General features: G+C 66.2%; 19 protein-coding genes. 7 read left to right on the forward strand and 12 right to left on the reverse strand.

Annotated elements, in window-relative coordinates; all coding sequences use genetic code 11:
• Positions 1-66: 66 nt before the first annotated feature.
• Positions 67-1,248, reverse strand: coding sequence for a replication initiation protein (locus ACK41U_RS00915; protein ID WP_409674544.1), 1,182 nt, complete (start codon positions 1,246-1,248; stop codon positions 67-69).
• A 517-nt stretch (positions 1,249-1,765) separates the two neighbouring features.
• Between ACK41U_RS00915 and ACK41U_RS00920 the strand changes: the two genes are divergently transcribed.
• Positions 1,766-3,160: an AAA family ATPase gene (locus ACK41U_RS00920; RefSeq protein ID WP_409674546.1), complete on the forward strand. Its 1,395-nt coding sequence runs from the start codon at positions 1,766-1,768 to the stop codon at positions 3,158-3,160.
• Positions 3,153-4,265, forward strand: coding sequence for a ParB/RepB/Spo0J family partition protein (locus ACK41U_RS00925; RefSeq protein WP_409674548.1), 1,113 nt, complete (start codon positions 3,153-3,155; stop codon positions 4,263-4,265). The genes ACK41U_RS00920 and ACK41U_RS00925 overlap by 8 nt, the downstream gene beginning before the upstream one ends.
• A 179-nt stretch (positions 4,266-4,444) precedes the next feature.
• Here ACK41U_RS00925 and ACK41U_RS00930 read toward each other — a convergent pair whose 3' ends face one another.
• Both ACK41U_RS00930 and ACK41U_RS00935 read right to left on the reverse strand, forming a co-directional pair.
• Positions 4,445-5,329: a recombinase family protein gene (locus tag ACK41U_RS00930; protein ID WP_409674550.1), complete on the reverse strand. Its 885-nt coding sequence runs from the start codon at positions 5,327-5,329 to the stop codon at positions 4,445-4,447.
• A gap of 319 nt (positions 5,330-5,648) precedes the next feature.
• A complete protein-coding gene (locus tag ACK41U_RS00935; protein ID WP_409674552.1) occupies positions 5,649-5,816 on the reverse strand; it encodes a hypothetical protein in 168 nt (55 codons plus the stop codon).
• Between the two features lie 226 nt (positions 5,817-6,042).
• Here ACK41U_RS00935 and ACK41U_RS00940 point away from each other — a divergent pair, with 226 nt between their 5' ends.
• The gene (locus ACK41U_RS00940; RefSeq protein WP_409674554.1) at positions 6,043-6,291 is read left to right on the forward strand and encodes a hypothetical protein; all 249 of its coding nucleotides are present in this window, start codon (positions 6,043-6,045) and stop codon (positions 6,289-6,291) included.
• Between the two features lie 140 nt (positions 6,292-6,431).
• Positions 6,432-6,602 carry a hypothetical protein gene (locus ACK41U_RS00945; protein WP_409674556.1) on the forward strand — a complete coding sequence of 57 codons (171 nt, stop codon included), beginning with the start codon at positions 6,432-6,434 and terminating at the stop codon, positions 6,600-6,602.
• A 99-nt stretch (positions 6,603-6,701) separates the two neighbouring features.
• Here the strand turns inward: ACK41U_RS00945 and ACK41U_RS00950 are convergent, their stop codons facing one another.
• The 7 genes from ACK41U_RS00950 to ACK41U_RS00980 all read right to left on the reverse strand — a co-directional run bounded on the left by ACK41U_RS00950 (position 6,702) and on the right by ACK41U_RS00980 (position 14,077).
• Positions 6,702-7,790, reverse strand: coding sequence for an Acg family FMN-binding oxidoreductase (locus ACK41U_RS00950; RefSeq protein WP_409674558.1), 1,089 nt, complete (start codon positions 7,788-7,790; stop codon positions 6,702-6,704).
• Positions 7,791-8,044: 254 nt separating this feature from the next.
• The gene (locus ACK41U_RS00955) at positions 8,045-8,848 is read right to left on the reverse strand and encodes an HAD-IIA family hydrolase (protein ID WP_409674560.1); all 804 of its coding nucleotides are present in this window, start codon (positions 8,846-8,848) and stop codon (positions 8,045-8,047) included.
• The gene (locus ACK41U_RS00960) at positions 8,848-9,702 is read right to left on the reverse strand and encodes a phosphodiesterase (protein ID WP_409674562.1); all 855 of its coding nucleotides are present in this window, start codon (positions 9,700-9,702) and stop codon (positions 8,848-8,850) included. Before ACK41U_RS00960 ends, ACK41U_RS00955 begins: the two co-directional genes overlap by 1 nt.
• A 78-nt stretch (positions 9,703-9,780) precedes the next feature.
• Complete coding sequence (locus ACK41U_RS00965) at positions 9,781-11,028, reverse strand: ABC transporter substrate-binding protein (RefSeq protein WP_409674564.1); 1,248 nt, start codon at positions 11,026-11,028, stop codon at positions 9,781-9,783.
• Between the two features lie 43 nt (positions 11,029-11,071).
• Positions 11,072-11,965: a carbohydrate ABC transporter permease gene (locus ACK41U_RS00970; protein WP_409674567.1), complete on the reverse strand. Its 894-nt coding sequence runs from the start codon at positions 11,963-11,965 to the stop codon at positions 11,072-11,074.
• A complete protein-coding gene (locus ACK41U_RS00975) occupies positions 11,962-12,855 on the reverse strand; it encodes a carbohydrate ABC transporter permease (RefSeq protein ID WP_409674861.1) in 894 nt (297 codons plus the stop codon). Before ACK41U_RS00975 ends, ACK41U_RS00970 begins: the two co-directional genes overlap by 4 nt.
• 76 nt (positions 12,856-12,931) lie before the next feature.
• A complete protein-coding gene (locus tag ACK41U_RS00980) occupies positions 12,932-14,077 on the reverse strand; it encodes an ABC transporter ATP-binding protein (protein ID WP_409674570.1) in 1,146 nt (381 codons plus the stop codon).
• Positions 14,078-14,166: 89 nt separating this feature from the next.
• On the opposite strand from ACK41U_RS00980, the gene ACK41U_RS00985 reads away from it, so the two are divergent.
• Positions 14,167-15,063, forward strand: a complete 897-nt coding sequence (locus ACK41U_RS00985; protein ID WP_409674573.1) for a LysR family transcriptional regulator — start codon at positions 14,167-14,169, stop codon at positions 15,061-15,063.
• Positions 15,064-15,259: 196 nt separating this feature from the next.
• On the opposite strand, the gene ACK41U_RS00990 is transcribed toward ACK41U_RS00985, so the two are convergent.
• Positions 15,260-15,595 (reverse strand): DUF1992 domain-containing protein, encoded by a 336-nt coding sequence (locus tag ACK41U_RS00990; RefSeq protein ID WP_409674576.1) that lies wholly within the window; start codon positions 15,593-15,595, stop codon positions 15,260-15,262.
• A gap of 647 nt (positions 15,596-16,242) precedes the next feature.
• On the opposite strand from ACK41U_RS00990, the gene ACK41U_RS00995 reads away from it, so the two are divergent.
• Positions 16,243-24,678, forward strand: a complete 8,436-nt coding sequence (locus ACK41U_RS00995) for a GH36-type glycosyl hydrolase domain-containing protein (protein WP_409674578.1) — start codon at positions 16,243-16,245, stop codon at positions 24,676-24,678.
• Between the two features lie 54 nt (positions 24,679-24,732).
• Positions 24,733-25,767, forward strand: coding sequence for a zinc-dependent alcohol dehydrogenase (locus ACK41U_RS01000; RefSeq protein ID WP_409674581.1), 1,035 nt, complete (start codon positions 24,733-24,735; stop codon positions 25,765-25,767).
• A 148-nt stretch (positions 25,768-25,915) separates the two neighbouring features.
• Here the strand turns inward: ACK41U_RS01000 and ACK41U_RS01005 are convergent, their stop codons facing one another.
• The gene (locus ACK41U_RS01005; protein ID WP_409674584.1) at positions 25,916-26,665 is read right to left on the reverse strand and encodes a YoaK family protein; all 750 of its coding nucleotides are present in this window, start codon (positions 26,663-26,665) and stop codon (positions 25,916-25,918) included.
• Positions 26,666-26,700: the final 35 nt, after the last annotated feature.

The raw sequence follows: 26,700 nt of genomic DNA on the forward strand, positions 1-26,700 counted from the left end.
ATGAGACCCTCCGCCGGCGCCTGCGTGCCGGCGGCACCACCCCGGCGCCGTCAGCGCCCCACCGGGCTAAGTGGCCAGATCGCCGAACAGGCCCGGAGACATCTCTTCCCAGAACCCCGCGATCCGCGCCGCATTCAGCGGCGACATCCAGCCGTGCCGCTCGAAATCCGCCCGCGCGGTGGGGTCCGTCAGCTGGCTCAGGAACAGCCGCTTGTCGGCGTCGCGCTGCGTCGGGGTGCGCGCCTTGATGACCTCAAGGATGCGGCGCAGACGTTCGGCACGCGGATTGGCCTCGACCGGCTCGGCCGTCCCCTCGGCGGCGCCGAAATTCCCGTCCAGCGCCGCGCTGAGATAGCCGACCTTGCTTTTGACATTCTTGCGCGTCTCGACATAGTCCAGCCGGGCCGCGACCTGTTCCTCGCCATGCGCCGACAGCCATTGCCGCGCCAGCCGGTCGCTGACGCCAAGCGCGCGCAGGCGGGTATAGACCGGGCCGTGCCGCATCCCCTCGCCGTCATCCATATCCAGAATCGCCAGCTGCGGGTTCTCGCGGATCAGGAACCGGATCTGCGTGACCGCCCTGCCCTGCTTCTTCGTCTCGGGCGTCAGGATGATATTGCTGGTCTTGTTCACCTCGGCCACGGCGGGCTTGATGATCTTGGCGTTCAGCTGCTTGAACACCTCGTAATAGGCCGAGCCCTCGACCCCCATCAGCCGCCGGAACAGGTCCAGCTGCCACCAGCCCGTCGATCCGGTCCGCACGAACCGATAGCAGTTCTCATACAGCGCCAGCGCATGCCCCGAGGTGAACCGCCGCTGAATGTTCAGATTGATCAGCGCAAAGACCTTTGGATCGTGCAGCTTTTCGGCCAAAGCGGGCGAATAGGCATATTCGCAGATGCCGCCCTTCAGCTTGGCATAGCTGAGCAGGCTGGAGACCCCCCATTCCTGCTGGCCCTTCTCATCCAGCATGTCCCATTCCGCCACCGTCTCGACCAGTCCGCGCAGCGATTGTTTCAGCGTGTCCATGTCATTGCTGTTATAGCCGATCATCAGGGACAGCGTGCGCGCGTCGATCTGGTGGCTCTGGCGGCTGGTCAGCGTATCATAGGCGTTCAGCAGCAGCACATTCGACAGCTTGCGCTGCAGCAATGTCAGCTTGCCCGACACGTGGATCGCGGCCACATGTTTCTTGACGGCGCCGCGTCTCAGCGCGCCCGACAACTGGTCGCGGGGGATGTCGTCCATGGCTCTGCTCATTCTTGCTTTGCGTCAGTTTGCCGCAAAAGGCACCTGTCGGCAACCGCCATTCAGGCACCATAAGCCCCTTTCCGGCCCCCCCGTATCCGGGCACCTGAGGCCCTTCGTCGCCTCGAAAGGAACCCGTTTCCGGGATCGCAGGGCACAAGGATCGGGCGTTCCGGGGCGTTTCCCGGTCTTATTTGGGCAATCCCGTGAATCAGCACCCCTGATCCTGCGAATCGGTGCCCCGCGCCCCGCAGACGGGCACCTGTCATCCTGCAAACGGGGACCATTCATCCTGTAGACAGGCACCGGATTGGCAATAAGGCACTCTGATTAAAAGATATTTCCATCGCAAAGATTCTAAAGATCTTAAAGACTCTACAAGCTTTATGATGCCTTTTTCAGGCATGAATCGGGGGTTTCGCGGCGAAACCGGCCCTGAGCGATTCACTTCCCCGCTTTGATGTGCGATAGTTCGGCCAAGGCACGCCCGAACATGATACATCGCAGCAGGAACGAGATGTCAGGCAAAGAACCGCTTCCCCCCTATTTCAGCATCGACCCGGCCCGCGCCGCCAAGCGCCTGTCCGAGCCGATCGGCACCGCCCGATTCGCCCGCGCCGCCGCCTTCGCGGCCCGTGGCCGTCAGGATCTGGCCGAACGTGGCTATGCCCCCGACGGCCGCAAGCGCCTGCGCCGCTTTTCCACATGGGAGATCTGCCGCTATCTGATCCCCGTCGCCGCCGCCCATTTCCGCCGCGTGCTGCGCAAATATCCCGACCTGCCGCAGGGCACCGGCGAGGGGAACTCCAAATGGTTCAGCCTCGACGAGGTGCTGCGTCTGCGCGACCACTTCGCGACCGAAGGCGCCTCCGACCGCGAATACCGGCCCTGGCGCCCCGAGGGCCTGCCCGCCAAGATCCTCGCGGTCGCGAATTTCAAGGGCGGCGTCGGCAAGACCTCGACCGCCGCGCATCTGGCCATGTCGGCAGCGCTGGACGGCTACAAGGTGCTGGTCATCGACCTGGACAGTCAGGGCAGCATGACCTCGATCATGGGCGGTCAGGTGGCCGATGAATGGTCCACCGCCTTCCCGCTGCTGGCCAAGGATTACGCGCTGGCGCTGCAGGACGAAAACCGCGTCCGCGACGCCGCAGGCCAGCCCCCCCTGCCCTTCGACGAGACCCTGACCGAGGCGCTGAAGATCACCGCCCGCGATGTGATTCAGCCGACGCATTGGCCCAATATCGACCTTCTGGGCGCGCAGCTGAACCTCTACTGGGCCGAGTTTCAGGTGCCGGTCTGGCGCATGGGTCTGCGCGGCTGGCCGCTGTGGGATGCGTTGTCGAACGCGCTGACCAACGACCGCATCGTTAACGAATACGACATCATTATCATAGATACCCCCCCTGCCCTCGGCTATCTGACGATCAATGCGCTGGCGGCGGCCGACATCCTGCTGGTTCCGCTTGGCGCGACCTTCCTCGAATTCGACTCGACCGGGCGGTTCTTTGATATGCTCTATTCGACCTTTGCCAGCGTCGAGGATGGCGAAAACGCCGCCCGCCGCCGCGACGGCTTGCCCGAGATGCGGTTCGAATGGGACGCTGTCCGCGCCATCATCACCCGGTTCGAGGCCGGGCAGCAGACCGATCTGGCCAATGTCATTCAGGCCTATTTCGGCGACTTCATGACCACCTACCGGCAGGAACTGACCGCCATGGTCGGACAGGCGGGCGAACAGGTGAACGGCATCTACGAGGCCGATTACCGCGAATTCAACCGTGACACCTATGTCCGCGGGCGCGAGACCTTTGACCGCACCTGGGCCGAGGTCAAGGAGCTGATCCTGGGCGCATGGTGGCGCGATCTTCAGATGGACAAGGCGGGACAGGAGGACCCCAAGGATGGTTAAGCGCAGGCGGCTGGAAGCCCCCAGCAACGAAGACCTCAGCCGCATCGAGGCTCAGTTTCGCAGCGAAACCCCTGACCGTGTGCTGCCGGTTAGGGGCATCGCACCCATTGCGCAGGTGGCCGCCGACAGCGCCTCGCACGCGCAGGCCGATGGCACCGATGCCCGCGCCGCCCGCGCGCGGGCCGAGGCGGACGCCGCGCGCTTTCACGCGGCTCAGGAACAGGGCCTGCTGCTGACCGAGATCCCGCTGGAGCAGATCGACGCCGATGCCATGATCCGCGACCGCATGACCATGGGCGAGGATGAGATGCTCGAGCTGCGCCAGTCGATCGCAGCCCACGGGTTGCGGCTGCCGGTCGAGGTGTTCGAGCTGGACCAGACGGGCAGGGACGGTCAGCGCTATGGCCTGCTGTCGGGCTATCGCCGCCTGCTGGCGACGCGCGGCCTGCTGGAACTGACCGAGGCCGACAAATACCGCACCATCCGCGCCATCATCCGCCCGCGATCCGACAGCGCCAACGCCTTTGTCTCGATGATCGAGGAAAACGAGGTCCGCGAGGAACTCAGCCATTTCGAACGGGGCCGCATCGCCGTGATTGCCGCCAATCACGGCGCCTTCGCCAATACCGAAGATGCGGTGGACAAGCTGTTTTCCTCGGGCTCAAAGGCCAAGCGGTCCAAGATCCGCTCTTTTGCGCTGATTTTTGAAGAGCTGGGCGATATGCTGCACTTCCCCGAAAAGCTGACCGAACGGCGCGGGTTGCAACTGGCCACCGCGCTGCGTCAGGGCGCCGAGGGCCGGTTGCGGCTGGCCCTGTCGCAGGCCGCGCCGGCGGATGCCGATGACGAGTGGCTGGCCATCGAACCCGTGATCCGCGTGCAGGAGCAAGCGGTCCGCGACCCGAGCCGGGGAGGGCGCCCCAAGCGCCAGCCGGCCACCGTTCACGGCTGGATCGACGACAAGACGCTGCGCACCTCCAGCGGCGTGACAATCAGGCGATCCGAGGACAGCAAGGGCTACCTTCTGCGTCTTGAGGGCGCCCCGCTCACCGGCGATCTGATGGATAGCCTGATGCTGGAAATCCGCGCGCTGCTGGAGCGATAGCGGTTTCGCAGCGAAACCTCCGGCGGGCATATGGACGGCTTTCGGGCCCTGAGGTGGTTGGTGGACTGCGCGGTTCTGAACAAGGCTGGTTTCGCTGCGAAACCAGCCGCGGCGCGGGGCAGGTGCCGAGGCGCATCCTGTCGCTAGGCCGCGCCATCGAGGCGCATGGGGGAATGCTCTCAGCTGAGCAGCCCCAGCCTCACAGCCCTCTCCAGCAGCATCCTGACGGACGAGGGCTGCCAGCTTGTCCGCCCGCGCGGGGTGCGTTCTCGCATGGCTTCCAGCCGGGTGCAGATCGCCTGCAGGGTGATGTCGGGATCGGCGCCCTTGATGGCGGCGACAAGGGCGGGCAGGCGGTCGTCGGTATTTCGGCGGGGGGCGCGGGCCAGCACGGTCCGGGGCAGAAATCCGTCGCGGATATAGGCGTTCACCGCGCGCAGCAGCCGCGCCTGTGTCCAGCGCCGGGCCTCGGGCAGGGGCGCATTGATGATGCGCAGTACGTCCTCCCACGCCATGTCCGGGCGCAGGCGGCGCACATGCGGCACCCATTCGGTCGCGGTCTCGGCCAGTCTCGTCATGTAGCCGTCGTGGCGGGCGAGGCGGACCTTGCGCAACGCCGCCGGGTCGCGGGCGCGCAGGCCGGGATTGCCGCCGATCCGGCCCTGGCTGCGGGCGCTGTCCAGCCCGGCCTTTGTCCGCTCGCGGATCAGGGCGCGTTCGAATTCGGCGGCGGCGCCCAGAACCTGCAGCGTGAACTTGCCCTGTGGGCTGGCGGTGTCGATCGGGTCCTGGATCGAGCGGAAGAACGCGCCTTTGGCCTCCAGCCGCTCGATCACCTCCAGCAGATGCGACAGCGATCGTGCCAGCCGGTCGATCCGCACCACGACCAGCGTGTCGCCCCGGCCGATGCGGTCCAGCAGGCGGGCCAGCACGGGGCGGGCCCGATTGCCGCCCGAGGCCTGTTCCTCGTGGATGTCAGAGCAGCCAGCAGAGGTCAGGGCCTGCACCTGGGGCAGGGGGGTCTGATCTTCGGTCGAGACGCGGGCATAGCCGATCAGGGGCATGGGGAAGGGCGCCTTTGCGATTTATGATGTTGCAAGTAAATGACCGTTTGAAAGCGGATGCAAGGGCCTGTGCAGTGGCCGCGCTGAGCCGGAACGCCCGTGTTTGCTGGGGCCGGGCAGGGTGAGAGCGGTGGCGCAGCAGATTCGCGGCGCGGCTGGACAAAGACCTTGAAGCGCAGCCTTTCAAAACGCATAGGTAATCTGCAAATTATAATAATTATGCGCGTTTGAATGTGGAATTCCCTTGGTGGAAGGATAATTTATCGGGATCGGGCCTTCCGGCAGAGCGTCGCCGGGGCAGGCTTCCGGGTGCCACTGTTCAGGTGAGCGGGGCGACGACGGGTGCCGAAGGGAAGGGACTGCCTGCGTCGGTCTGGCTGCGGCCAAGGCGATCGCCCAGATGGGCGAAGAACGGGACGCCGCGCTTTCGGCAGGTCTTCATCAGCCCGAGCATGACGTTGCAGACCTCGCGGTCATCGGTGCTCATGGTGCCCTGCGGCGTTCCACTGCGGGTTCGCCATCTCGCGAGGCTGCCGCTGCGTTCCCTGCCGACGGGATCGCCGAGGTGACCGCCGGGGCCATCTGGAACTCTGCGGAGGCGTTCGTCACAGTATCGGACCTAAATCCTGCTCGTTTGGCGCGCGCATGGATCCGGACCGGCTGGTGCGCGTTCCTTCCCTGCGCATTGATGCAGGCGAACCGGGGAATGGATGATGAGTAACGCGACCTTCACACTGGAAGACGGCCCGCAACTGGAGGGCGAGATCATTGAGACCGGGGGTGATTACATCAGACTTCGGATCAGCACGCACATGACTCAGGAACAGCTGGATCAGTACAGCGAAGGGCAGATCGAAATCGACGGCAAGAGCGAAAGGGTTCTGCTGGAAAGCGCGCTACCCGCCCCGGACGACGACGAGGTCTTTGAACTGACCATGCGGCGTTTCGAACCCTCGGCGTGAGGGGGTGCTCGTCCGCAACGAGGAAAACCCGGCGGGTGTCCCGGCATGATGACCGGGACGTGCATCCCGAAGCAACGAAAGATAATATTTTGCCCCCTGTTCATATATCAAGCCGTGTTCCGATGCCGCCGGTCCGTTGCGTGTCCACATTGCGAACCGTTCTGTCCGAGGACGACTGGCAGCTTATCGTGTCAGCAATCGGTGCCTACACCCACAATACCCGGTACCGGGACTTGCTGAACAAGCTGGAGCGTCTGGCGGCCACCAACGGCGCATCGGTTCCCGAGCAGGACCTGTCGACGTTCATCTGAACTGACTTGACTGATTGCGGCCGCCAGCCAGATGACCCGACCGGCCGCGCCGACGCGTCGGGTGCAACACACGACAGGGGCAGCGGCAGGGTCAGCCCCTCAGGCCATCACCTGATCGACCGGCCTGCGCGCCGACATGGCCATCGCGGGCGCGCGCCCGAAGCGCATCACGATGTCGGGCCTGCGCCCCGGCAGACCGGCCAGTGAGGCCAGATCGGCCCGCAGGCCGGGAACCTCGACCGGCTGGTTGATATAGGCGGTCTTCAGCCCCAGCGCGGTCGCCTGCAGGGAAAATCGCTGGCAGGCGCGCCCGGCCTGCACCCAATGTTCGGGGTTGTCCTGTGCCGCGACGAACACCGCGATCCCGGAGGAAGATGCGATCTGGCGGGCGTATTTCCTGTTCTCTGCCTCGGCGGTGAAGGCCATGTCAAACAGGCGCGGTCCCAGCCAGTCCGGCAGGGCGGGGTTGCCGCTGGCGACGCTGTACAGGCCGTCGCCGGTCGTCATCGCCGCGGTCGGGTTGAACCGCAGCCAGTGCATCAACTCGGCCATAAAGGCCGGGTCGGCCATCTGGGCGGTGTTGCCCGCGATCACAAGGTCACGCAATCGGTCGATCTGCGCCCGTTCCGTCATCAGGACCAGATCGACCCCGCGCACCGCGGCCGCCGTTGCAAGCCGGGACAGATCAGCCGCACTGACCTTGCTGCCATCATAGTCAGAGCGCGTGGACTGCCGATGTGGGATGGCGTCGAACAGGGTCGTGTCCCCTGCGGATGCAGGTCCAAGATCGACGCGCAGTTTGCCGCCGTCATTGGCGTCAAAGCGGATCTGGCCCGCTTGCCCCCGCGCGCCTGCGGCAAGCGCAAGGTTTTCCGCCGCACAGCCCAGGCTTGCGAACAGATGGTGATCGTCGGGGTCCACAACAGGGGTCCGGCGCGTCAGGTCGGGCAGGATGTCGATGCCCCGCGCGTCTGCGCGGAACAGCCAGGGCTGCGTATTGTGCCCGTTCGCGGCCAGCGTCGCATAGCGGATCAGATCGCGGGTGGACGCTGCTGCGGGCAACGGCTGACGCAGACCCGCGGCATGGGCGGACATGTCCGCCGCTGCGCGCGTCCGCAGCCAGCCCGCGCCACCAAGGGCCAGGCCGCCGAGGCCGCCTCCGATCAGAATGGTTCGTCTGCGCATCATGGCGCGGCTCCTGTGGTGCAGATTGCGACGCGCGCCGGTGTCGGGAACCTGCCCGAGGTCGTCGTTCCTCCGGGTCGGTTTCTCATATCGGCACCATGGCGCTTTATCGCATCTTGTTTGGCAGCGCCCATGAATGTCCGTGTCCGGACGATGGCTGCTGTCCTTGCAACTTAGGCCCGGTGATCGGCGCCGTCCTTGATGCATATCAGCGCCCGAGGTGGCCCATCGGGTGACAAGGCGGGTGACAAGCCGGGTCAGGGGCCTGTGCGCTGCGCGATCTGCAATTCCTGTGACCGCATCGCTTCCGACAGGGCGTGGCTTTCCCCTTTGGTGCCAGCGCCCAGCAGATGTCCAAGATCTGACCAGGTGCCATGGCGCGGGCCGACAAGCGCGCAGTCAAGGCCCAGCCGCCGGGCGCCTGCGGCATCCGTCTTTGGATTGTCGCCGATGGCAAGAACGCGGCGCAGGGTGTCGGGAAGACGGGCCAATGCCGCCAGATACAGCCCTGCTTCGGGCTTCCCGATGACGGTATAGGGCAGATCCGGCAGAATGCTGAGGATTGCTGCAAGCAAGCTGCCGGTTTCGGGAACAGGGGCGCCATCAGCGCCGGGGTGGCTTTCGTCGGGATTGGCGATGAACAGCCGGGCCCCGTTCACCAGCAGACCCAGCGTGTCCCGCAGATCATTGTAGTCATAGCCTTCGTCCCGCGTCAGCAGAACATGCGTCGGATCGTGATCTTCAAGCGAAAGGCCCAGCCTTTCGGCATAGCTCCGCAAGGCGTCGCTGCCATAGAGGCGCAGCCGCATGTCGGGCAGTTGCGCCAGATGATCCAGCGCGGCAGTGCCTGCCAGAACAATCCGCGCAGCCGGTGCCCGCAGGCCAAGCATATTCAGACGCGCGGACAGGGTATCAGGCGTATCGGTGGAGTTGTTGCTGAGAATGATCAGCCTGTCGCCCGCATAGTCGAGCAGCTCTTGCGCCCCCGGCAGAACCACCGAGCCGGAAATCAGGCAGCCGTCCAGATCGCACAGAAAGGCGTCGTAATCGTCAAGCCGCATCAATGCCGCTCCAGTTCCAGGGGGGTGGCAACCGCAGCAGCGTCCGGCGATTCAAGATCGTAGACCGGGCCATCATAGGCAAACAAACAGTCGTGGATCAGGATGTTGCCCGCCGTGACGGTGACATAGGCCAGATCCGGCGCCTCGATGGAGCCCATGATCCGCCCCGGCTGGTCGAATTCGTGATGCACCTGATGCATCAGCGCGCGCTGGATGTGGAAGGGGATGCCGTGCCACAGCCCCGAGATCGGGCGGTGCACATGGCCCATGAACAGGTAATCGGGCCTGCGGCCTGCGCGTTCGAAAACGGCCCGCTCGGCCTCGTCATCGCGCAGGCGGATCGCGTCCATCGGCGGGATCGACAGGTTCATCGGCGGGTGATGCTGGAACAGCAGAACCGGCCGGTCGGCAGGGGCCTGCCGCAGGGCTGTCTCCAGAAAGTCCAGCCGTCTGGCGCACAGACGTCCGAAATGACCGTCCGTTTCCTCGCAGAGGGTATCAAGCGTGATCAGACTGGCCTGCCGGAAGATGTGCAGGCCCTGCACAAAGCCGTCGCGGTCGCGGGGGGCGTCGGGGAAGGCGGCCTGAAACGGCGCGCGGGCGTCGTGATTGCCGACCATCAGGATCACCGGCACCGACAGGCCGGACAGCACGGCCCGCAGGCTGTCATAGGCGGCAGGCTCGGCGCGGTCGGTCAGATCGCCCGCGATCACCAGAAAATCGACCTGTGGCAGGGTGTCGAGGAAATCAAGCGCCCGGCGCAGGCAGTTGCGCGGATCAAAGCCATAGATCGTCTGGCCTTCGGGCACGAAATGCAGATCGGTGAGAATGGCAAAGCGGAGGGGGTCAGACATCTGAGGTCCTTTGCAAGGGAGGCGCGGCGACCATCATTCGCCGCGCCGGTCGGGAACAGGAACAAGAGCCGGGCAGGTTCAGCGCGGCAGAAGCGCGTTGACCTCGGCCACCATCTCATCGCGCAGGGCCTCCATGTCCCCGGCATCGCCGACGAAGATGGATTCCAGATGGTCCTCGATCACCTGCGTCACGGCCAGCCCGTTGTCACCGGGATAGGCGAACCATTCCGACAGCAGCGGCAGCTGGTTCACGGCGGTCAGCTTGTTGGGATTGGCCGCGTAGAAATCGTCCATCAGCAGCGCATTGGCCACCCGGTTCGGCGGCACATAGCCGGTGGTGAGGGCCACAGTGGCAGCGCCTTCGCCCGATGTGGCGAACTTGATGAACTCCCATGCCGCCTGCAGCACCTCCGGGTCACCCGATTGCGAGGTCAGCATCGCGGAATTCCCGCCTGCGGGCAGCGCCTGCGGGGCGCCGTCGATGCCGGGATAGGGTGCGGTCACGAATTCCCAGTCGCCGATCTTCGAGCGGTCAACAAAGCCGACATAGGCGGTGGAGCTGAAGAACATGCCCAGATCGCCCGCCGCCAGCGTCTTTGCCGCGTCGCCGCCGATGACGTTTTTCATGCCGCAGTCCTGAAAGATCGCCTTGGCCAGTTCCAGCGCCTTCAGTCCCTCGGGATTGTCCATGTTCAGCTTGCCGTCCTTGATCATCGGCACGCCCTGGCTCCACATCGCGGCCTGCAGCAGCCAGTTGCCCGAGATGTTCCATTCCCAGTACAGCGGCTCCTTGTCGGTGGTGGCCTTGATCTTGTGGCAGACCTCGATCACCTCGTCCCATGTTGCTGGCACGGTCTCGACGCCCGCCGCGCGCAGGATGTCCATGTTGAAAAAGCTGATCGGGGTCGAGACCGAGAACGGCAGGCCGTAGATCATGCCGTCAAAGGTCGACAGGTCCAGCATCGCCTTGTGATAGCCCTCGGTCTCGAAATCCGGCTCGTTGGCGATGAAGGGGTCGAGGGGTTTGACGATGCCGCGCTCGACCAGCAGCGCCTGACGGTTCAGGGCCTGAAACGAGACATCGGGCAGGGTTCCGGCCACGGCCTCGCGCAGGACGGTGTTGGTGGCGTCCTCATAGTTCTCATAGGTGGCGCGGAAGGTGACCGTGATGTCGGGATGCGCCCGGGCGAAATCCTGCATGATCCGTTCGATCGTCAGATCGAAAGTGGCGGAATAGCCGTAGGCCACTTCGATCTCGACCGCCTGTGCCTGTGTGGCGGCAACGGTCGTAAGCAGGGCTGCGGTCAGCGAAGACAGGTGTTTCATCTTGAATGTCCTTGAGCGGAGGGGAGGGGAGGGGGGAAAGGGGTCACTTCATGCCCGACAGCGTGATGCCGTCGATGAACCGGCGCTGTGCCAGCAGAAAGGCCGTGACAAGCGGGACCGCGATGATCGTCGCCGTCGCCATCATCGGCCCATAGAAATTGTCGCCCAGATCGCCCTTGAACTCGCGCAGGCCCAGGGGCGGGGTGAACAGGCTGCGGTCGCCGGTGATGACGATCCGGGGCCAGAAATAGTCGTTCCAATGCGCCACGACCGAAAAGATCGCAAAGGCCAGCAGCGCCGGGATCGCGGCGGGCAGCATCACCCGCCAGATGATCGAGAATTCGCCCATGCCATCCATCCGCGCCGCGTCGATCAGATCGTCGGGCACCGTCATGAAAAACTGGCGCATCAGGAAAATGCCGAAGGCCGAGATGATCCACGGCGCGATCAGGGCCGCATAGCTGTTGGTCAGCCCCAGCCTGGCCAGCGCAAGATACAGCGGCAGGGCAATGGCATGAACCGGGATCAGCAGGCAGAACAGCACAAGGCCAAAGGCGGCCTCGCGCCCCCAGAACTTCAGCTTGGCCAGCGCATAGGCGGCAGGCACGGCGATCAGCGTCTGCAGCGCAAAGATCGACAGGGTGACGATCACGCCGTTCAGCATATAGCGCCACAGCGGCGCCTTGGTGAAGGCCTGGGTGTAGTTGTCGATCACCGGGCGCACGAGGCAATCCGCCTCGGCCCCGCCCAGGTTCATGCAGCTTTGATCGGCAACGAGGGCCTGCGCGCCGAACATGCCGCCGGTGCTGGTCGCAATCTCGGCCGGTGATTTGAACGAGGTCGAGATCATCACATAGAACGGCAGCAGCACGATCACCGCGCCAAGGATCAGCAGCAGATGGGCCAGCGTCTGGCGGGTGGAAAAGCGATGAGTCATTTGTAATGCACCTTGCGTTCGACAAAGCGGCGTTGGGCCAGGCTGATCAGCATGACAAAGGCCAGGAAAAGAACCGTGATCGCGGCGCCAAGACCCACGAGGTTATGGGCGATGCCCTTTTCGTAGATCGCGTAGATCATCACATAGGTGGATTTGGCGGGGCCGCCGCGGGTCAGCGCCTCGACCGTGTCGAAGACCTGAAATGACCGGATGGTGCTGATGGTCACGACAAACACCGTTGTCGGACCCAGCATCGGCCATGTCACCAGCCGGAACCGCTCCCACCGGCTTTTGACGCCATCCATCGAGGCGGCGCCATACAGATCGTTCGGCACCGATGTCAGGCCCGCCAGATACAGCACCATGTTGAAGCCGAAGCTCTGCCAGATGCCGATGAAGGCCAGCGTATACAGCGCATAGTCGCGGTCCCCCAGCCACAGCGGAAAACCGTCGGCGCAGCCCCGCGCGAACCATGGCCACAGTTCCAGCGCCGAGCCGCAGCCCATCGCCAGCGTCTGGTTGACGATGCCAAGCGTCGGGTGCAGCGCGAACTCCCACACGATGGCCATCGCCAGCAGCGAGGCCATGACCGGCAGGAAATAGACGGTCTTGTAAAAGGACTGCCCGACCTTCAGCGAGCGGATCAGAAGCGCCGATCCCAGTCCCAGAAAGACCGATGCCGGCACCACGATCATGACATAGAGCACGGTCGTCACGATCATCCGGCGATAGGTAGATCCGGTGAAGACATCGGCATAGTTCTGCAAGCCCACCCAGTCAAAGCCCGGACGGCCCAGGGTATAGTCGGTCAGCGACAAAAGCGCCGCCGCCGCCACCGGCACGATCAGGATCACGACCAGCAGGATCAGGGCCGGGGCAAAAAGCACCATGCCGGTGCGGGACTGGCGGCGTTCGGGGCGGGCGATGTCGGCCTGTCTCGGCGCAGGGCGGGACGCGGACAGGACCTCAGACATGGCTGTGGACCTTTGCGGCCGAAACAAGCGGCGCCGCCTTGCCCGCGACGTCAAAGCCGCAGACCCGTCCGGGATCGGCCCGCAGCTGCATCAGATCGCCGATCCTGACCCTGCCCCGGTCAGAGGGCGGCAGGCGCAGGGTCACCGGCAGCGGCACGCCCGGCGCCACAAGCTGCACGAACAGATCCGACCCGAGGTTCTCGATCAGCCGCACCTTGCCCGACACAAGCCCGCCGGAATCACAGGGAAACAGCGCCTCGGGACGGATGCCGATATGCTCGACCGCGCCCGCGGCGGCGCAGAGCCCGGTCATCGCGCCGTGATGGTGGATGGCGCCGCCCGCATCGGTGTCCACCGGCAGAATGTTGATCGCAGGCGAACCGATGAACTGCGCGACGCGGATGTCACCCGGATGGTCATACAGCGCATCCGGGGTGCCGACCTGCAACAGCTCGCCGTCCATCATCACAGCGATCCGGTCCGACATGGTCATCGCTTCGGCCTGATCGTGGGTGACATAGACGAATGTGGCGCCCAGGCTGCGGTTCAGCTGGGCGATTTCGGACCGCATGTGCACGCGCATCCTGGCGTCCAGATTGGACAGCGGCTCATCCAGCAGAAAGGCGGCAGGGTCGCGGACAATGGCGCGCCCCACGGCAACCCGCTGGCGCTGCCCGCCCGACAGCTGCCCCGGCTTGCGGTCCAGCAGATGCGTGATGTCCAGCATCCCGGCCGCATCGCGCACGGTCGCGGCGATCTCTGCGCGCAGCGCGCGGCTGCCGGGCAGCGCGCGGCCGATCAGCGGCAGGCGCTGCGCCGTGGACAGCCGTCGCATGGCCAGAGGCACGGCAATGTTTTCGGCCACCGTCAGATGCGGGTAAAGCGCATAGCTTTGAAACACCATCGCCAGATCGCGGTCGGCGGCGTGCAGCCCGTCCACCGGCTGGCCCCCGATCCGCACCGATCCGCTGGTCTGGCTTTCAAGCCCGGCCAGAATGCGCAGCAGCGTCGATTTCCCGCATCCCGACGGCCCGACAAGCGACAGGAACTCGCCATCGGCAATGTCGAGACCGACCCCCTTCAGCACCTCGGTCTCACCGAATGACTTGCGGATGTCCTGGAATTGGATGGTTGCCATGCGCGGCCCTCTCGCTCTGTTCGAGGGACCTCATAGGAACGCACTGCGACAGTCATGTTACGGTTACAGGCTATTCCTATAGCGGGGGAATGAAGACCTTGTTGCCCAAAGAGGCCCTTGCGGCCCTGACACTTGCCCGCCTGCGTGCGCTGAATGCCGTGATGGAAACCGGCAGCTTTTCCGCCGCTGCACGTCGCATCGGGGTGTCGCAGGCGACGATCAGCCAGCAGGTGCGCGATCTGGAACAGGCGCTGGACACCAGCCTGTTCAAGCGCGTGGCCAACGATATGGTCCCCACGGCGCTGTGTCAGGACATCTACAAGACCTCGCGCGCAATCGAGGAGGCCGGGCTGCGCATTGCCCAGATCCTGTCGCAGCACAGCACGCTGGAACAGGGAGAGCTGCGCGTGGGCCTTGGCAATCCGCTGCCGGGCATGGCGCTGATCGGCGCGTTTCAGGGCCATTTCCCGAATGTGAACGTGACGATCGAGATGGGCAGCTGGAGCAAGATCTTTCAGGCCGTGACCGAGGGCCGGGTCGATGTCGCGGTGCTTCCCGAGGTTCCCGACGATCCCCGGTTCAGACGCCGCAAGATCCAGAGCCAGTCGGTCGTGGCGATCGTCCATCCGGGCCACCGGCTTGCCGGGCGCGACGAGGTCACATGCCTTGACCTGCTGCAGGAGCGGCTGATCTTTCGCACCGCGGGGTCATCGACCCAGCGGCTGGTGGACGAAGCGTTCAGGGGTGCCGGGCTGGTGCCGCGCGCCTCGATCGTGCTGGACACCCGCGACGGTGTTCTGGACGCCGTGACCCACCGGCTGGGGGTTGGCTTCATGTGGAGCAAGGGGGCCAGCCGGATGAACGGCTTTGTCCAGATCCCCTGCCGCGAAATGCGCACTGAACGGTCGGATTATGTCTTTGCCCTGAACGCGACAAAGGGCACTTTGCCCGAGGTGTTCTTTGCGTTCGACACGAATGGGCTTTGAACGGCATGGCGCCGGTCCGCCTGTGTCAGCCCCTGCAAGGCGACATCGCGGACCTGCCGGGCAGGTGAATCACGCCCGGCCTGCGCAACAGAGATGTGCGATACCGCTGGCTGAGCGCAGAGCAGAGGCGGCGCGTTCAGCGCTTTTTTCCCAAGGTCCGGGGACGCGCCTGATCCGGTCTGTATCGGGACAGATCCTAAGACCCCATGAACCGCCGCCTTGCCTCGACGGCAATATTGTACCGCTGCTGGAGGTCAGCAATCAGAGCCATCGCGACGCGCCTGGCATCGTCGCCCTCTGCCTCCACGTAGCTCTGCTTCGCGGCTTCCAGCACCTTCTTGATCTTGAACTCCTCGGGCAATGCGCCTGCTTCAGCCATCATGCGGACCGCCACAGCTGTGGCCATGTCGGTGAAAGCCTCGCCCGAACGGTCGGGCAGCGGCTTTCCCTCGCCTTTCAGGCCCCGCAGTTTGCCCTCGGCGAGGGCCTTCTGAATCTGCCGCTCCACAAGGCGCCCGAAAGATTGGGTCATATTTCATTCCTGCCTTTTTGCCGATGCCCTGCCCGGTCAGGCAACCGAAGATGCGGCAAGCATAGCATTTGCAGACAGGACGGGCACTCCAAAGCCTGTGCCAGACCTGCGCATCTCGTGCATCGGCGACACGGCCCTGCTTGTCGCGGGCATTGATGCCGGGCACGGCTCATCGGGTTGCCGCGGCGCGACGGCCAGACCGAAGGCCGGATCAACCGGCTGACCCCGCTGAAGCGGGTAATGTCCGAGATCGGCCGACGCTGAGCTGATCAGAGCCCGCATGCTGCCGCGACACCACCCAGATCGAGGAAGAGCCGTTTCCGTGACGCGGGAAAATTCCGGCGCGGGGCTGCTCTGGATCAGTCCGTGCCCACCGTGAACCTGACAGTCTGTGCGAATGCGGACGGCGCCGGTCTTTGCCGGGCGCAGGCGTCTGGCACGCAGGCCGGGCCATATACGCGAAAAGCTGCGTCACAGACGCCTCGATACAAGGGATGATCCATGGGTAAGGAACGCAAGCACGGCAATCGCGAGGTCAAACAGACCAGACAGCTCAAACTCGGGACCGGCGATGCCCCCGCCCTGATGTCTGACGAGGGTCTGCGCCCCATGGCGCAACCGCCCGGAAAGGAAAAATAGTCCGTTCCATGGCCGATCCCGTCAGCATCGCGCGCTTTTTCGACAGAACTGTCCGGACCCTCTCTCCGCGATCGCGCAGTTTTCCTTTGCCATGGTCCGATACGGCGCCCGTCCGGTCCGAGCTGTTCAGCATTGAACGGCTGGAACAGCATGCCCTGACGCTGGCGGCCGATCAGACCGTGACGACCCGCCCGCCGAAGGTCTTTTCCCTGCATGTCCGGCTGGAAGACAACGCACGGGCCCTGCGCCGCGTTTGTCGTGATCATGCGAGAGAGGCTGCCGCTGGCCAGCCGATGGTGCCTGCGGCCGACTGGTTGCTGGACAATTTTCATCTGATCGAGGCTCAGATCCGCGAAATCCGCGTCGATCTGCCAGCCGGCTATTACAGGCTGCTGCCCAGGCTGAAGGCCGGGCCGTTCGCGGGCTATCCGCGCGTCTTCGGGCTGGCCTGGGCCTTTGTGGCCCATACCGACAGCCATTTCGACGCTCAGGCTCTGCGCCGGTTCCTGATCTCCTATCAGACAATCGAGCCGCTGACGACCGGAGAGCTGTGGGCCGTGTCGATCACCCTGCGCATCGTCCTGATCGAGAACCTGCGCCGACTTGCCGACCAGCTGACCTGCGGCCGGGCGGCGCGCGACGCGGCTGATCTGCTGGCCGACCGCATCCTGATGCCCGGCGAGGCCTATCAGGCGTTGCTGTCGCAGGTCTCGACTGATCCGTTGCCGGAGCTGTTCGCGGCTCAACTGGCCGAGCGTCTGCGCAATATCGACCCCCTGACCAACCCCGCCATCGGCTGGCTGCAGGAACGGCTGGCGGGGCAGGGCGCCAGCATCGACAGCGTGGTCCGTCACGCGCAGGACCGGTTGGGCGCCTCGAACGTCTCGCTGCGCAATGTGATCACCGCCTTTCGCGGGCTGTCCGCGACCGACTGGAATGACCTGTTCGAGGATGTCAGTCTGGTTGAGGCGCGTCTGCGCCGTCACCCCGGCCATGCAGCGATGGATTTCGCCAGCCGCAATCTCTATCGCAGCGCCATCGAGGAACTGTCGCGCGGCAGCGGTCAGCCCGAGATCGCGCTGGCCTGCCGCGCCATCGCGCTTGCGCAGGCGGCCGACCCGGATGACCGGGCCTCTGACCCGGGCTGGCATCTGATCGACGAGGGGCGCGGCGCGTTCGAACGGGCGATCGGATTTCGCGCCCCCGCGCGGCTGTGGCTGCGCAGGCTGGGCCCGGCCTCTGGCCTTGCGGGCTATCTGGGGCTGATCGGGGTGGGGACATTGTGTCTGGTGCTGCTGGCGGCATGGCTGATGCGGGATGCGGGCGGGATGGTCTGGCCGTGGCTGCTGGCGATGGTGATGCCGCTTGGCGCGCTGGCCGTCGCGCTGACCGACATGATGGTGCTGCGCTGCGTCGGCGCCACCCTGCTGCCGGGGCTGGATCTGCGGGCGGGCGTGCCGTCGCATCTGCGCACGATGGTTGTCGTGCCGGTGATCATGACGGATGCCGCTGATCTTGCCCGCCATCTCGAAAGCCTTGAAATCCACCATCTGTCCGGCACCGGGGGCGATCTGACCTTTGCCCTGCTGACCGATGGCGCGGATGCGCCTGCGCAGGTGATGCCCGGCGATGCGGCCCTGCTGGCGCAGGCCAGTGATGCGATTGCCTGCCTGAACGCCCGCCATCGGCCCGGTCCCGCCGGTCCGCGCTTTCTGCACCTGCACCGCCAGCGCCGCCTCAATCCCGCCGAAGGGGTCTGGATGGGCTGGGAACGCAAGCGCGGCAAGCTGGAGGAGCTGAACCGCCTGCTGCGCGGCGCCACCGGGACCAGCTTTGCCCCGATGAGCCTGCCTGTCCCCGATGCCGTGCGCTATGTCATCACGCTGGATGCCGATACCCGGATGCCACGCGACGTGGCCGCGCGCCTGATCGGCAAGATGGCCCATCCGCTGAACCGCCCGGTTCTGAAGGTCGGTCTGGTCGTGGCCGGTCATGCGATCCTGCAACCCCGCGTCACGCCGGCCATCGGCCCCGTCTCGACCCCCTATCTGCGCAGCACCGCGGGACCGGGCGGCATGGACCCCTATGCCTCGGCGGCCTCGGACGTGTTTCAGGATCTGTTCGGGCAGGGGTCTTTTGCAGGCAAGGGCATCTATGATGTGGATGCGGTTCAGGCGGCGATGCAGGGGCGGATCGCGCCGGATACCGTCCTCAGCCATGATCTGCTGGAAGGGATCTTTGCCCGCGCGGGCCTCGCCTCGGATGTCGAACTGGTCGAGGCTTTCCCCGAGCGTCACGATCTGGCCGCCGCGCGCCAGCATCGCTGGACGCGGGGCGACTGGCAGCTTGCGGGCCGGGTGTCGGACCCGGCCACCCCGCTGCTGGGGCGGATCAAGATCGCCGACACGCTGCGCCGTTCGCTGCTGGCGCCCGCGATGATGGCGGCGCTTGGCCTTGGCTGGCTGTTGCCGCCTGCGCTGGCCGTGGTGGCCACGGCGTTGCTGCTGGCGGCGCTGGCGGTGCCGGTCCTGCTGCCTGCGATGCTGGGGATGGTGCCCGCCGGTCCGGCCCCCGACGCGCGCAGCCATCTGCGACAGACCGGCCGGGACAGCGTCTCCGCGATCCGGCATGTCGGGCTGGACCTGGCCTTCCTGCCTGACACGGCCTGGCGGATGGGGGATGCGATCGGGCGCGCGCTGTGGCGGATGCACGTCTCGCACCGGCATCTTCTGGAATGGACAACGGCGGCGAAAGACCAGCTGGGGCCCGTGCCCTCGGTGGCGGGGCTGACGCGCCGCATGGCGGGGGGGCTGGGGCTGGCGGTGGTGATATGCTCGGCCGCAGTGGTGGCCGCCCCGGCATCGGCCCTGCTGATCCTGCCTTTTGCGGCGCTGTGGCTGGCCGCGCCCCTGATCGCGGCCCTGTCGGGACGCGACGGCGACCGCGCGACCGCGCCGCTGCCTGCGCAGGCCGCCGATGACCTGCGCCTGATCGCACGCCGCACATGGCGCTATTTCGAGACATTCGTGACAGCAGAGCATTCCCATCTGCCACCGGACAACCATCAGGGAACGCCGGTGCCTTTCACGGCGGCACGCACGTCACCGACCAATATCGGGCTGTATCTGCTGTCCTGCGTGGCGGCGCGCGATTTCGGCTGGATCAGCGTGCAAGAGGCGGTCGGGCGGCTGGAGCGCACGCTTGCCACGGTCGCGTCGCTGGAAAAACTGAACGGACATCTGTTCAACTGGTATGACACGCAGAACGGCGGGGTGCTGCAGCCGCGCTATGTCTCGACCGTGGACAGCGGCAATCTGGCCGGTCATCTGATCGCGCTGGCGCAGACCTGCGACGAATGGGCCGTGACCGGGTCGGTGGCGGATGACAGGCGCGGCCTGCTGGACAGTCTGGATCTGGCCCGGCCTGCCCTGGCAGGGTCGGCGCCGCAGATCGCGCTTGCCGATCAGATCGCCGCGGCGGTCACCGCCCCCGGCGACGGCCCCGACTGGCCCGCCATCCTGCGCCTGTCGCGCAAGGCGGGGGCCGGGCTGACCGCCGGACCTGATCAGGACGAGGCGCGCTTTTGGGTGGGCACGCTGCAGCATCGGGCCGAGGCCGCGCTGGGCCCCCCACCCGAAGGGCTGGCCCCCCCGCATGAAGCGCTGACCTTGCGCCTCCACGCCCTTGCCACGCAGGCCCGCGCCATGGCGATGGCCATGGATTTCCGGTTTCTGCTGGATCCTGAACGCAAGCTGCTGTCCATCGGCCATTCCGCCGAGGACAACACGCGCGATCAGGCCTGCTACGACCTGCTGGCATCCGAGGCGCGGCTGGCCAGCCTGTTCGCCATCGCCAAGGGCGACGTTCCCGCGACGCACTGGTTCCGGCTTGGCCGCACGGCGGTGCTGCTGCCGGGTGGCCCGGCGCTTGGATCCTGGTCCGGGTCGATGTTCGAATATCTGATGCCGATCCTTGTCATGGATGAGCCGCAGGGCAGCCTGCTGGCGCAGTCCAACCTGCAATCGGTGCGTGCGCAGCAACGCTATGCCCACAGCCGGAACCTGCCATGGGGGGTGTCCGAATCCGGCTTCAACGCCCGTGATCTGGCCATGAACTATCAGTATTCCAGCTTTGGCATTCCCGATCTGGGGCTGAAACGCGGGCTGGCTGCGGACCGGGTCATCGCGCCCTATGCCACGGCACTGGCCGCGATGGTCGATCCCCGCGGCGCGTGGGAAAACCTGCGCAGACTGGCCTCACTTGGTGCAACCGGACCCTATGGCTTTTACGAGGCTGTGGATTTTACGCCGCAGCGCCGGCCTGTCGGACAGGACTTTGTCGTGATCGACAGCCATATGGCGCATCATCAGGGCATGACCATCGTCTCTGTCGCCAATGTCCTGCAGAATGGACGGATGCGCCGCCGCTTTCACGCCGAACCGATGATCCGGGCCGCCGAGCTGCTGTTGCAGGAACGTCTGCCCCGCAATGTGCAGACCAGCGCGCCGCGCCCCGATCTGGACAGGCTGCGCGCCACGCCCCTGTCCGGCGACATGCAGCGGCTGGCCCTGATCGAAGGGGCGCCGCCGGGACCACCGCAGATGCATCTTCTGTCCAACGGGCGGTATTCGGTCATGCTGACGGCGCAGGGCGGCGGGTTCAGCCGGTGGGGGCCGCTGGCCATCACCCGCTGGCAGGCCGATCCCGCGCGCGACACAGGGGGCATCCGCCTGTGGATGCGTGACCTGCAGACCGGCCGGCTGACCGGGATCGGGGGCAGCGGTCCCGCCGACAGCCGCCGGATCGAACTCCTCGAGGATCGCGTGCTGTTCTCGCGCCACGACGACAGGATTGCCACCACGGTCGAGGTTCTGGTCTCGGGCGAGGATGATGCCGAGGTGCGGATGCTGACCCTGACCTCGGCTGCGCGCGAGACGGTCGGGCTGGAACTGACCTCTTATACCGAGCTGGTCCTGACCACACCCGCCACCGATGCCGCCCATCCGGCCTTTGCGCGGATGTTCGTGCAGACCGAATATCTGGCCGAATACGGCGCGCTGATCGCCACCCGCCGCCCACGATCCCCCGATGAGGCCCGTATCTGGACTGCGCAGTTCATTGTGACCGAGGCCCGGCTGCTGGCCCCCCTGCAATACGAGACCGACCGTGCGGCCTTTCTTGGTCGCGACAACGATCTGTCCCATGCGGATGCGCTGGCGGGGGGACCGCTTGGCGGTGGGTTGGGCACCGTTCTGGACCCGGTCTTTGCCCTGCGCCACTGCATTTCCATCGCGCCGGGGGAAACCGCGCGGCTGGCGCTGTGGACGGTTGTTGCAGACACGCGCGAGGCGCTGATCGACCTGATCGACCGCCACCACGACCGCAATGCCGTGGACCGCGCCCGGACGCTGGCCTGGACACAGGCGCAGGTGCAGCTGCGTCATCTGGGCATCACGACGGCTCAGGCAGGGGCGTTTCAGGCGCTGACCGCGCCGGTCCTGATCCCGGATGCGCGGTTTCGCATGTCGGCGGCGACCATGGCCGGGGGTGCGGGGGCTGGTGAGGCGGGGGCTGGTGGTGCGGGCAAGCAGTCGGTGCTGTGGTCACAGGGCGTCTCGGGCGATCTGCCCATCGTGCTGATGCGGATCGACGATGAGGCCGACATGTCAGCCGTGGACCAGATCCTGCTGGCGCAGGAATACTGGCGCATGAAAGGGCTGGCCGTCGATGTGGTGATCCTGAACGAGCATCCCGCATCCTATGTTCAGGGCCTGCAATCGGCCATCGAGGCGGCGTTGCGCGGCAGCCGCCCGCGCGCCGCAGGGACCGCCGATCCGGGCGGGCAGACCCACGCCCTGCGCCGCGATCTGTTGCCGCCCGAGGTCACGGCCTTGCTGCTGGCCACGGCGCGTGTTGTCCTGTCTGCGCGGGGCGGCACGCTGGCCGATCAGGTGGCGGCGATGCGCGCCGGGCCGGTTGCGGTGGCCGGGACACGCCCCGCTGGCCGCGCCACCGGCAGTGCTGCGCCGGTGACGGATGCCGCGACGGGCCTTGCCGGCTCGCTGGAGTTCTGGAACGGCACCGGCGGTTTTGCCCGCGACGGCCGGGAATATGTGATCATTCTGGAACAGGGTCAGGCCACCCCTGCGCCGTGGATCAATGTGATTGCGAATGACGGCTTCGGGTTTCACGTCTCGGCCACAGGCGCGGGCTGCACCTGGGCCGGGAACAGCCGCGAGAACCGCCTGACACCTTGGTCGAACGACCCCGTGACCGATCCCGCGACCGAAGCCTTCCTGATCCGCGACGATGACAGCGGAGAGGTCTTTTCCCCCACCGCGCGCCCCCTGGCGGCCCCCGGACGCCATGTCGCCCGCCACGGTTTCGGCTATAGCCGGTTTCAGCATCATGCAGGCGGTCTGGAACTGGATCTGCTGCAGTTCGTGCCGCTGGAGGATCCCGTCCGCATCTCGCGGCTTGGCCTGCGGAACGGGGGCCGGACGACGCGGCACCTGACAGTCATCGTCTATACCGAGCCGGTCATGGGCGTGACCCGCGACGCCTCGGCCCCTCATGTGGTGACCGGCATTGATCCGCAGACCGGCGCGCTGCTGGCCCGCAATCCATGGAACGTGGCCTTTCCTGACCGGGTGATGTTCGCCGACCTGCTGGGCCGCCAGACCGCGATGACAGGCGACCGTGCAGAGTTTCTGGGACCGGCAGGCGATCTGCGCTGCCCGGTGGCGACGCTGCGGGGGCACCAGTTGTCGGGCCGTGTGGGCGCAGGGCTGGACGCCTGCATGGCGCTGGAGTGCCGGATCACGCTGGCGCCCGGCGAGACGACCGATGTGACGCATCTGTTGGGCCAGACCACCTCGCCCGAGGCGGCGCAGGCGCTGATCGGGCAGCTGCGCGCCGCGGATTGCGACGATCTGCTGGCCCGGGTCGAGGCACATTGGCACGCCATCACCGACACCGTGCAGGTCAGCACGCCGGATCGTGCCATGGACATCATGGTAAACGGCTGGCTGCCCTATCAGACGCTGGCCTGCCGCATTCAGGCGCGGGCGGCCTTTTATCAGGCCAGCGGCGCCTATGGCTTTCGCGATCAGCTGCAGGACGGCATGGCGATGACGCTGGCCCAGCCTTCGCGCGTGCGCCGTCATCTTCTGCGCGCGGCAGGACGCCAGTTCCCGCAGGGCGATGTGCAGCACTGGTGGCTGCCGCATTCGGGGCAAGGGGTCCGCACGCTGATCTCGGACGATTGCGTCTGGCTGGCCCATGCGGTGGCCGATTACGTCGCGACGACCGGCGACAGGGCCGTGCTGGACGAGGATCTGCCCTTTCTGGAGGGGCCCGCGCTGACACCGGGTCAGCACGATGCGTTTTTCCAGCCCGACACGTCGCCGCTGCGGGTGACGCTGTGGGATCATGCCGCGCTAGGGCTGGACCGGGCCATTGCGCGGACAGGCGCGCTTGGCCTGCCGCTGATCGGCACGGGCGACTGGAACGACGGCATGAACCGTGTGGGCGAACAGGGCCGCGGCGAAAGCGTCTGGCTGGGCTGGTTGCTGCTGGATGCGCTGACCCGGTTTGCCGACCTTGCCCGGCCCCGCGACCCGGCTGCGGGTCTGCGCTGGCGGGCCCACGCACAGAGCCTGCGGGCCGCGTTGGAGCGCGAGGGCTGGGACGGCGCATGGTATCGGCGCGCGACCTTTGACGATGGCAGCTGGCTGGGTGCCGCGACCTCGCCCGCCTGCCGCATCGACAGTATCGCCCAAAGCTGGGCGGTGCTGTCGGGGCAGGCCGATCCGGCGCGGGCGGCACAGGCGATGGCGTCGCTGGAACAGCAGCTTGTGCGCCCCGATCCCGGTCTGGTGCTGCTGTTCACGCCGCCCTTTGACGGGGCCGGGGACGGGGTCGGGCAGGACCCCGGATATATCGCAGGCTATCCGCCGGGTCTGCGCGAAAACGGCGGGCAATACAGCCATGCCGCGATGTGGGCCATTCTGGCCCATGCCCGGATGGGCAACGGCACGGCTGCCGCGCGGCTGATGGCGATGGTCAACCCGGTCAACCATGCCCTGACACCTGCCGCAGCCGACCGCTACCGGGTCGAGCCCTATGTCGTTGCCGCCGACGTCTATTCCGTTGCCCCGCATAGCGGCCGGGGCGGCTGGAGCTGGTATACCGGCTCGGCTGCGTGGATGTCGCGCGCGGCGGTCGAGGGCATTCTGGGCCTGCGCCGCCGGGGCGGGCATCTGGTCGTCACCCCGCGCCTGCCCGGCGGCTGGCCCGGTTTCTCGGCCCGGCTGAAGATCGACGGCACCGAGATCTGCATTACCGTGCGCCGCGACGCAGGCCCCGGCCCCGCCACCCATTGCGCCTGCGCCTTCGTGCCGCTGGACGGGGCCGTGCATCAGGTGCTGGTCCTGCCGCCCTGAACGCGGGCGGCCTGAGCCCCTGACATCCGCTTTTCTCACATGAAAGATCCCGACATGACCCAAATGATGCACGCCGCCTTCGTCACCGGTTTCGGCCAGCCGCTGGAACTGCGCGAGACCGCCATCCCCACCCCCGGTCCCGGCCAGATCGTGGTTAAGACCGAGGCCTGCGGCGTCTGCCACACCGACCTGCATGCCGCCCGCGGCGACTGGCCGGTCAAGCCTGTCCCGCCCTTCATCCCCGGCCATGAAGGCATTGGCCGCGTCGTGGCCCTTGGCGCCGGTGTGACCATCGTCAAGGAAGGCGACCGTGTCGGTGTGCCATGGCTCTATTCCGCCTGCGGCCATTGCGAACATTGCCTGTCGGCATGGGAAACCGTCTGCGCAAAGGCCGAATTCGGCGGCTATACCCGGAATGGCGGCTTTGCCGAGTACATCCTCGCCGATCCGGACTATGTGGCCCATATCCCCGGAGGGCTGTCGCCCCAGCAGGCCGCGCCGCTGATCTGCGCCGGCGTCACGACCTATAAGGGGCTGAAGGTGACGGACACCCGGCCGGGCGACTGGGTGGTCATTTCAGGCGCGGGCGGTCTGGGACATCTGGCGATTCAATACGCCAAGGCGATGGGGCTGCAGGTCTGCGCCGTCGATATCGACGAGGGCAAGCTGGCGCTGGCCCGGACTCTCGGCGCCGATCTGGCGGTGAATGCCCGGGCCGAGGGCGCGGTCGATGCCGTCCGCAAAGGCACCGATGGCGGCGCGCATGGTGTGCTGATCACGGCCCCCTCGCTGACCGCCTTCCATCAGGGCATCGCAATGACCCGCAAGCGCGGCACCTGCGCACTGGTCGGCCTGCCTGCAGGCGAATTTCCGGTGCCGCTGTTCGATGTCGTCGCCAACTGCATCACCATCCGCGGGTCTTTCGTGGGCACGCGGCAGGACATGGCCGAGGCTTTGGCCTTTGCCGCCGATGGCAAGGTCAAGGCGCAGGTCGAGCTGCAGCCGCTGAGCGCGATCAACGATGTGCTGGACCGTCTGGAGCATGGCAAGGTCGCGGCGCGGATCGTTCTGGATATCAACGCCAGCTGATCTGGAGGTGCCGCTGAACACCAGATGCGGGCAGGAGGAACTGGCCACCCCTGCCCGTCATTTCCGTGACGCGGACCTTGCGCGGTGGTCGCCTCGGCCCTCGGCCCGGACACGAGGGCGGTCCGGATGAGGCATCGCCCCGTGACAGTCAGAACCGGACACGAGGCCGCGCCAGAACAGCGGGCAGGCCCAGTGACAGCAGGATCACCGACAGGGGAATGGAGAACAGGAACCCCATCAGGTGATACCCCGTCGCGCCAAGGATGCCACCCAGCAGGAATGCACCCACCAATTGCGTCAGGATCCGTAGCTTGGATCTGTCGCCCGTCACGCCGGACAGCGGGCGCAGAAGGCCATAGGCCGCACGCCCAAGCTCGATCCCGATATCAGTCACCATGCCCGTCGCATGGGTGGTGCGGATGCGCGCGCCCGAGATCTTGGTGATCGTCGCGTTCTGCAGCCCCATGATGAAGCACAGGCAGGTCAGGGAAAAGACGCGCCCGATCTCGCCGGTCAAGAGGCCGCCGAAGGAAAAGCAGGCAAGGAACGCGCCCTGAACCACCAGCGGCCACGCATATTGGCGATGGCCCGCATGGCTGCGCGCCCAGTTGATCAGCATCGCACAAAACCCCGCGCCCGAGACGAAGGCGCAGATGGCTGTCGCACTGATCAGGGCGACCCGCAGGTTCGCGATTGCCACATTGTCGGCCAGCGCGGACAGATAACCCGTCATATGCGAGGTATAGTGGCCAAGCGCAAAGAACCCGCCTGCATTCGCCGCACCCGCGACAGCCGCAAGGATGGTGCCCAGCACCAGATCGCTGCCCGCCGAACGGCGATGCGCGACAAGGGCGCGGGCCGATCTGAGGGGATGTCGAAGGCGCCTGCGGGTCTTCATGACCGTCTCCGATCCGGGTCAGGCCGCGATGTGCG

The sequence above is a fragment of the Paracoccus sp. (in: a-proteobacteria) genome (assembly GCF_046289755.1).
Classification (GTDB): Bacteria; Pseudomonadota; Alphaproteobacteria; order Rhodobacterales; family Rhodobacteraceae; genus Paracoccus.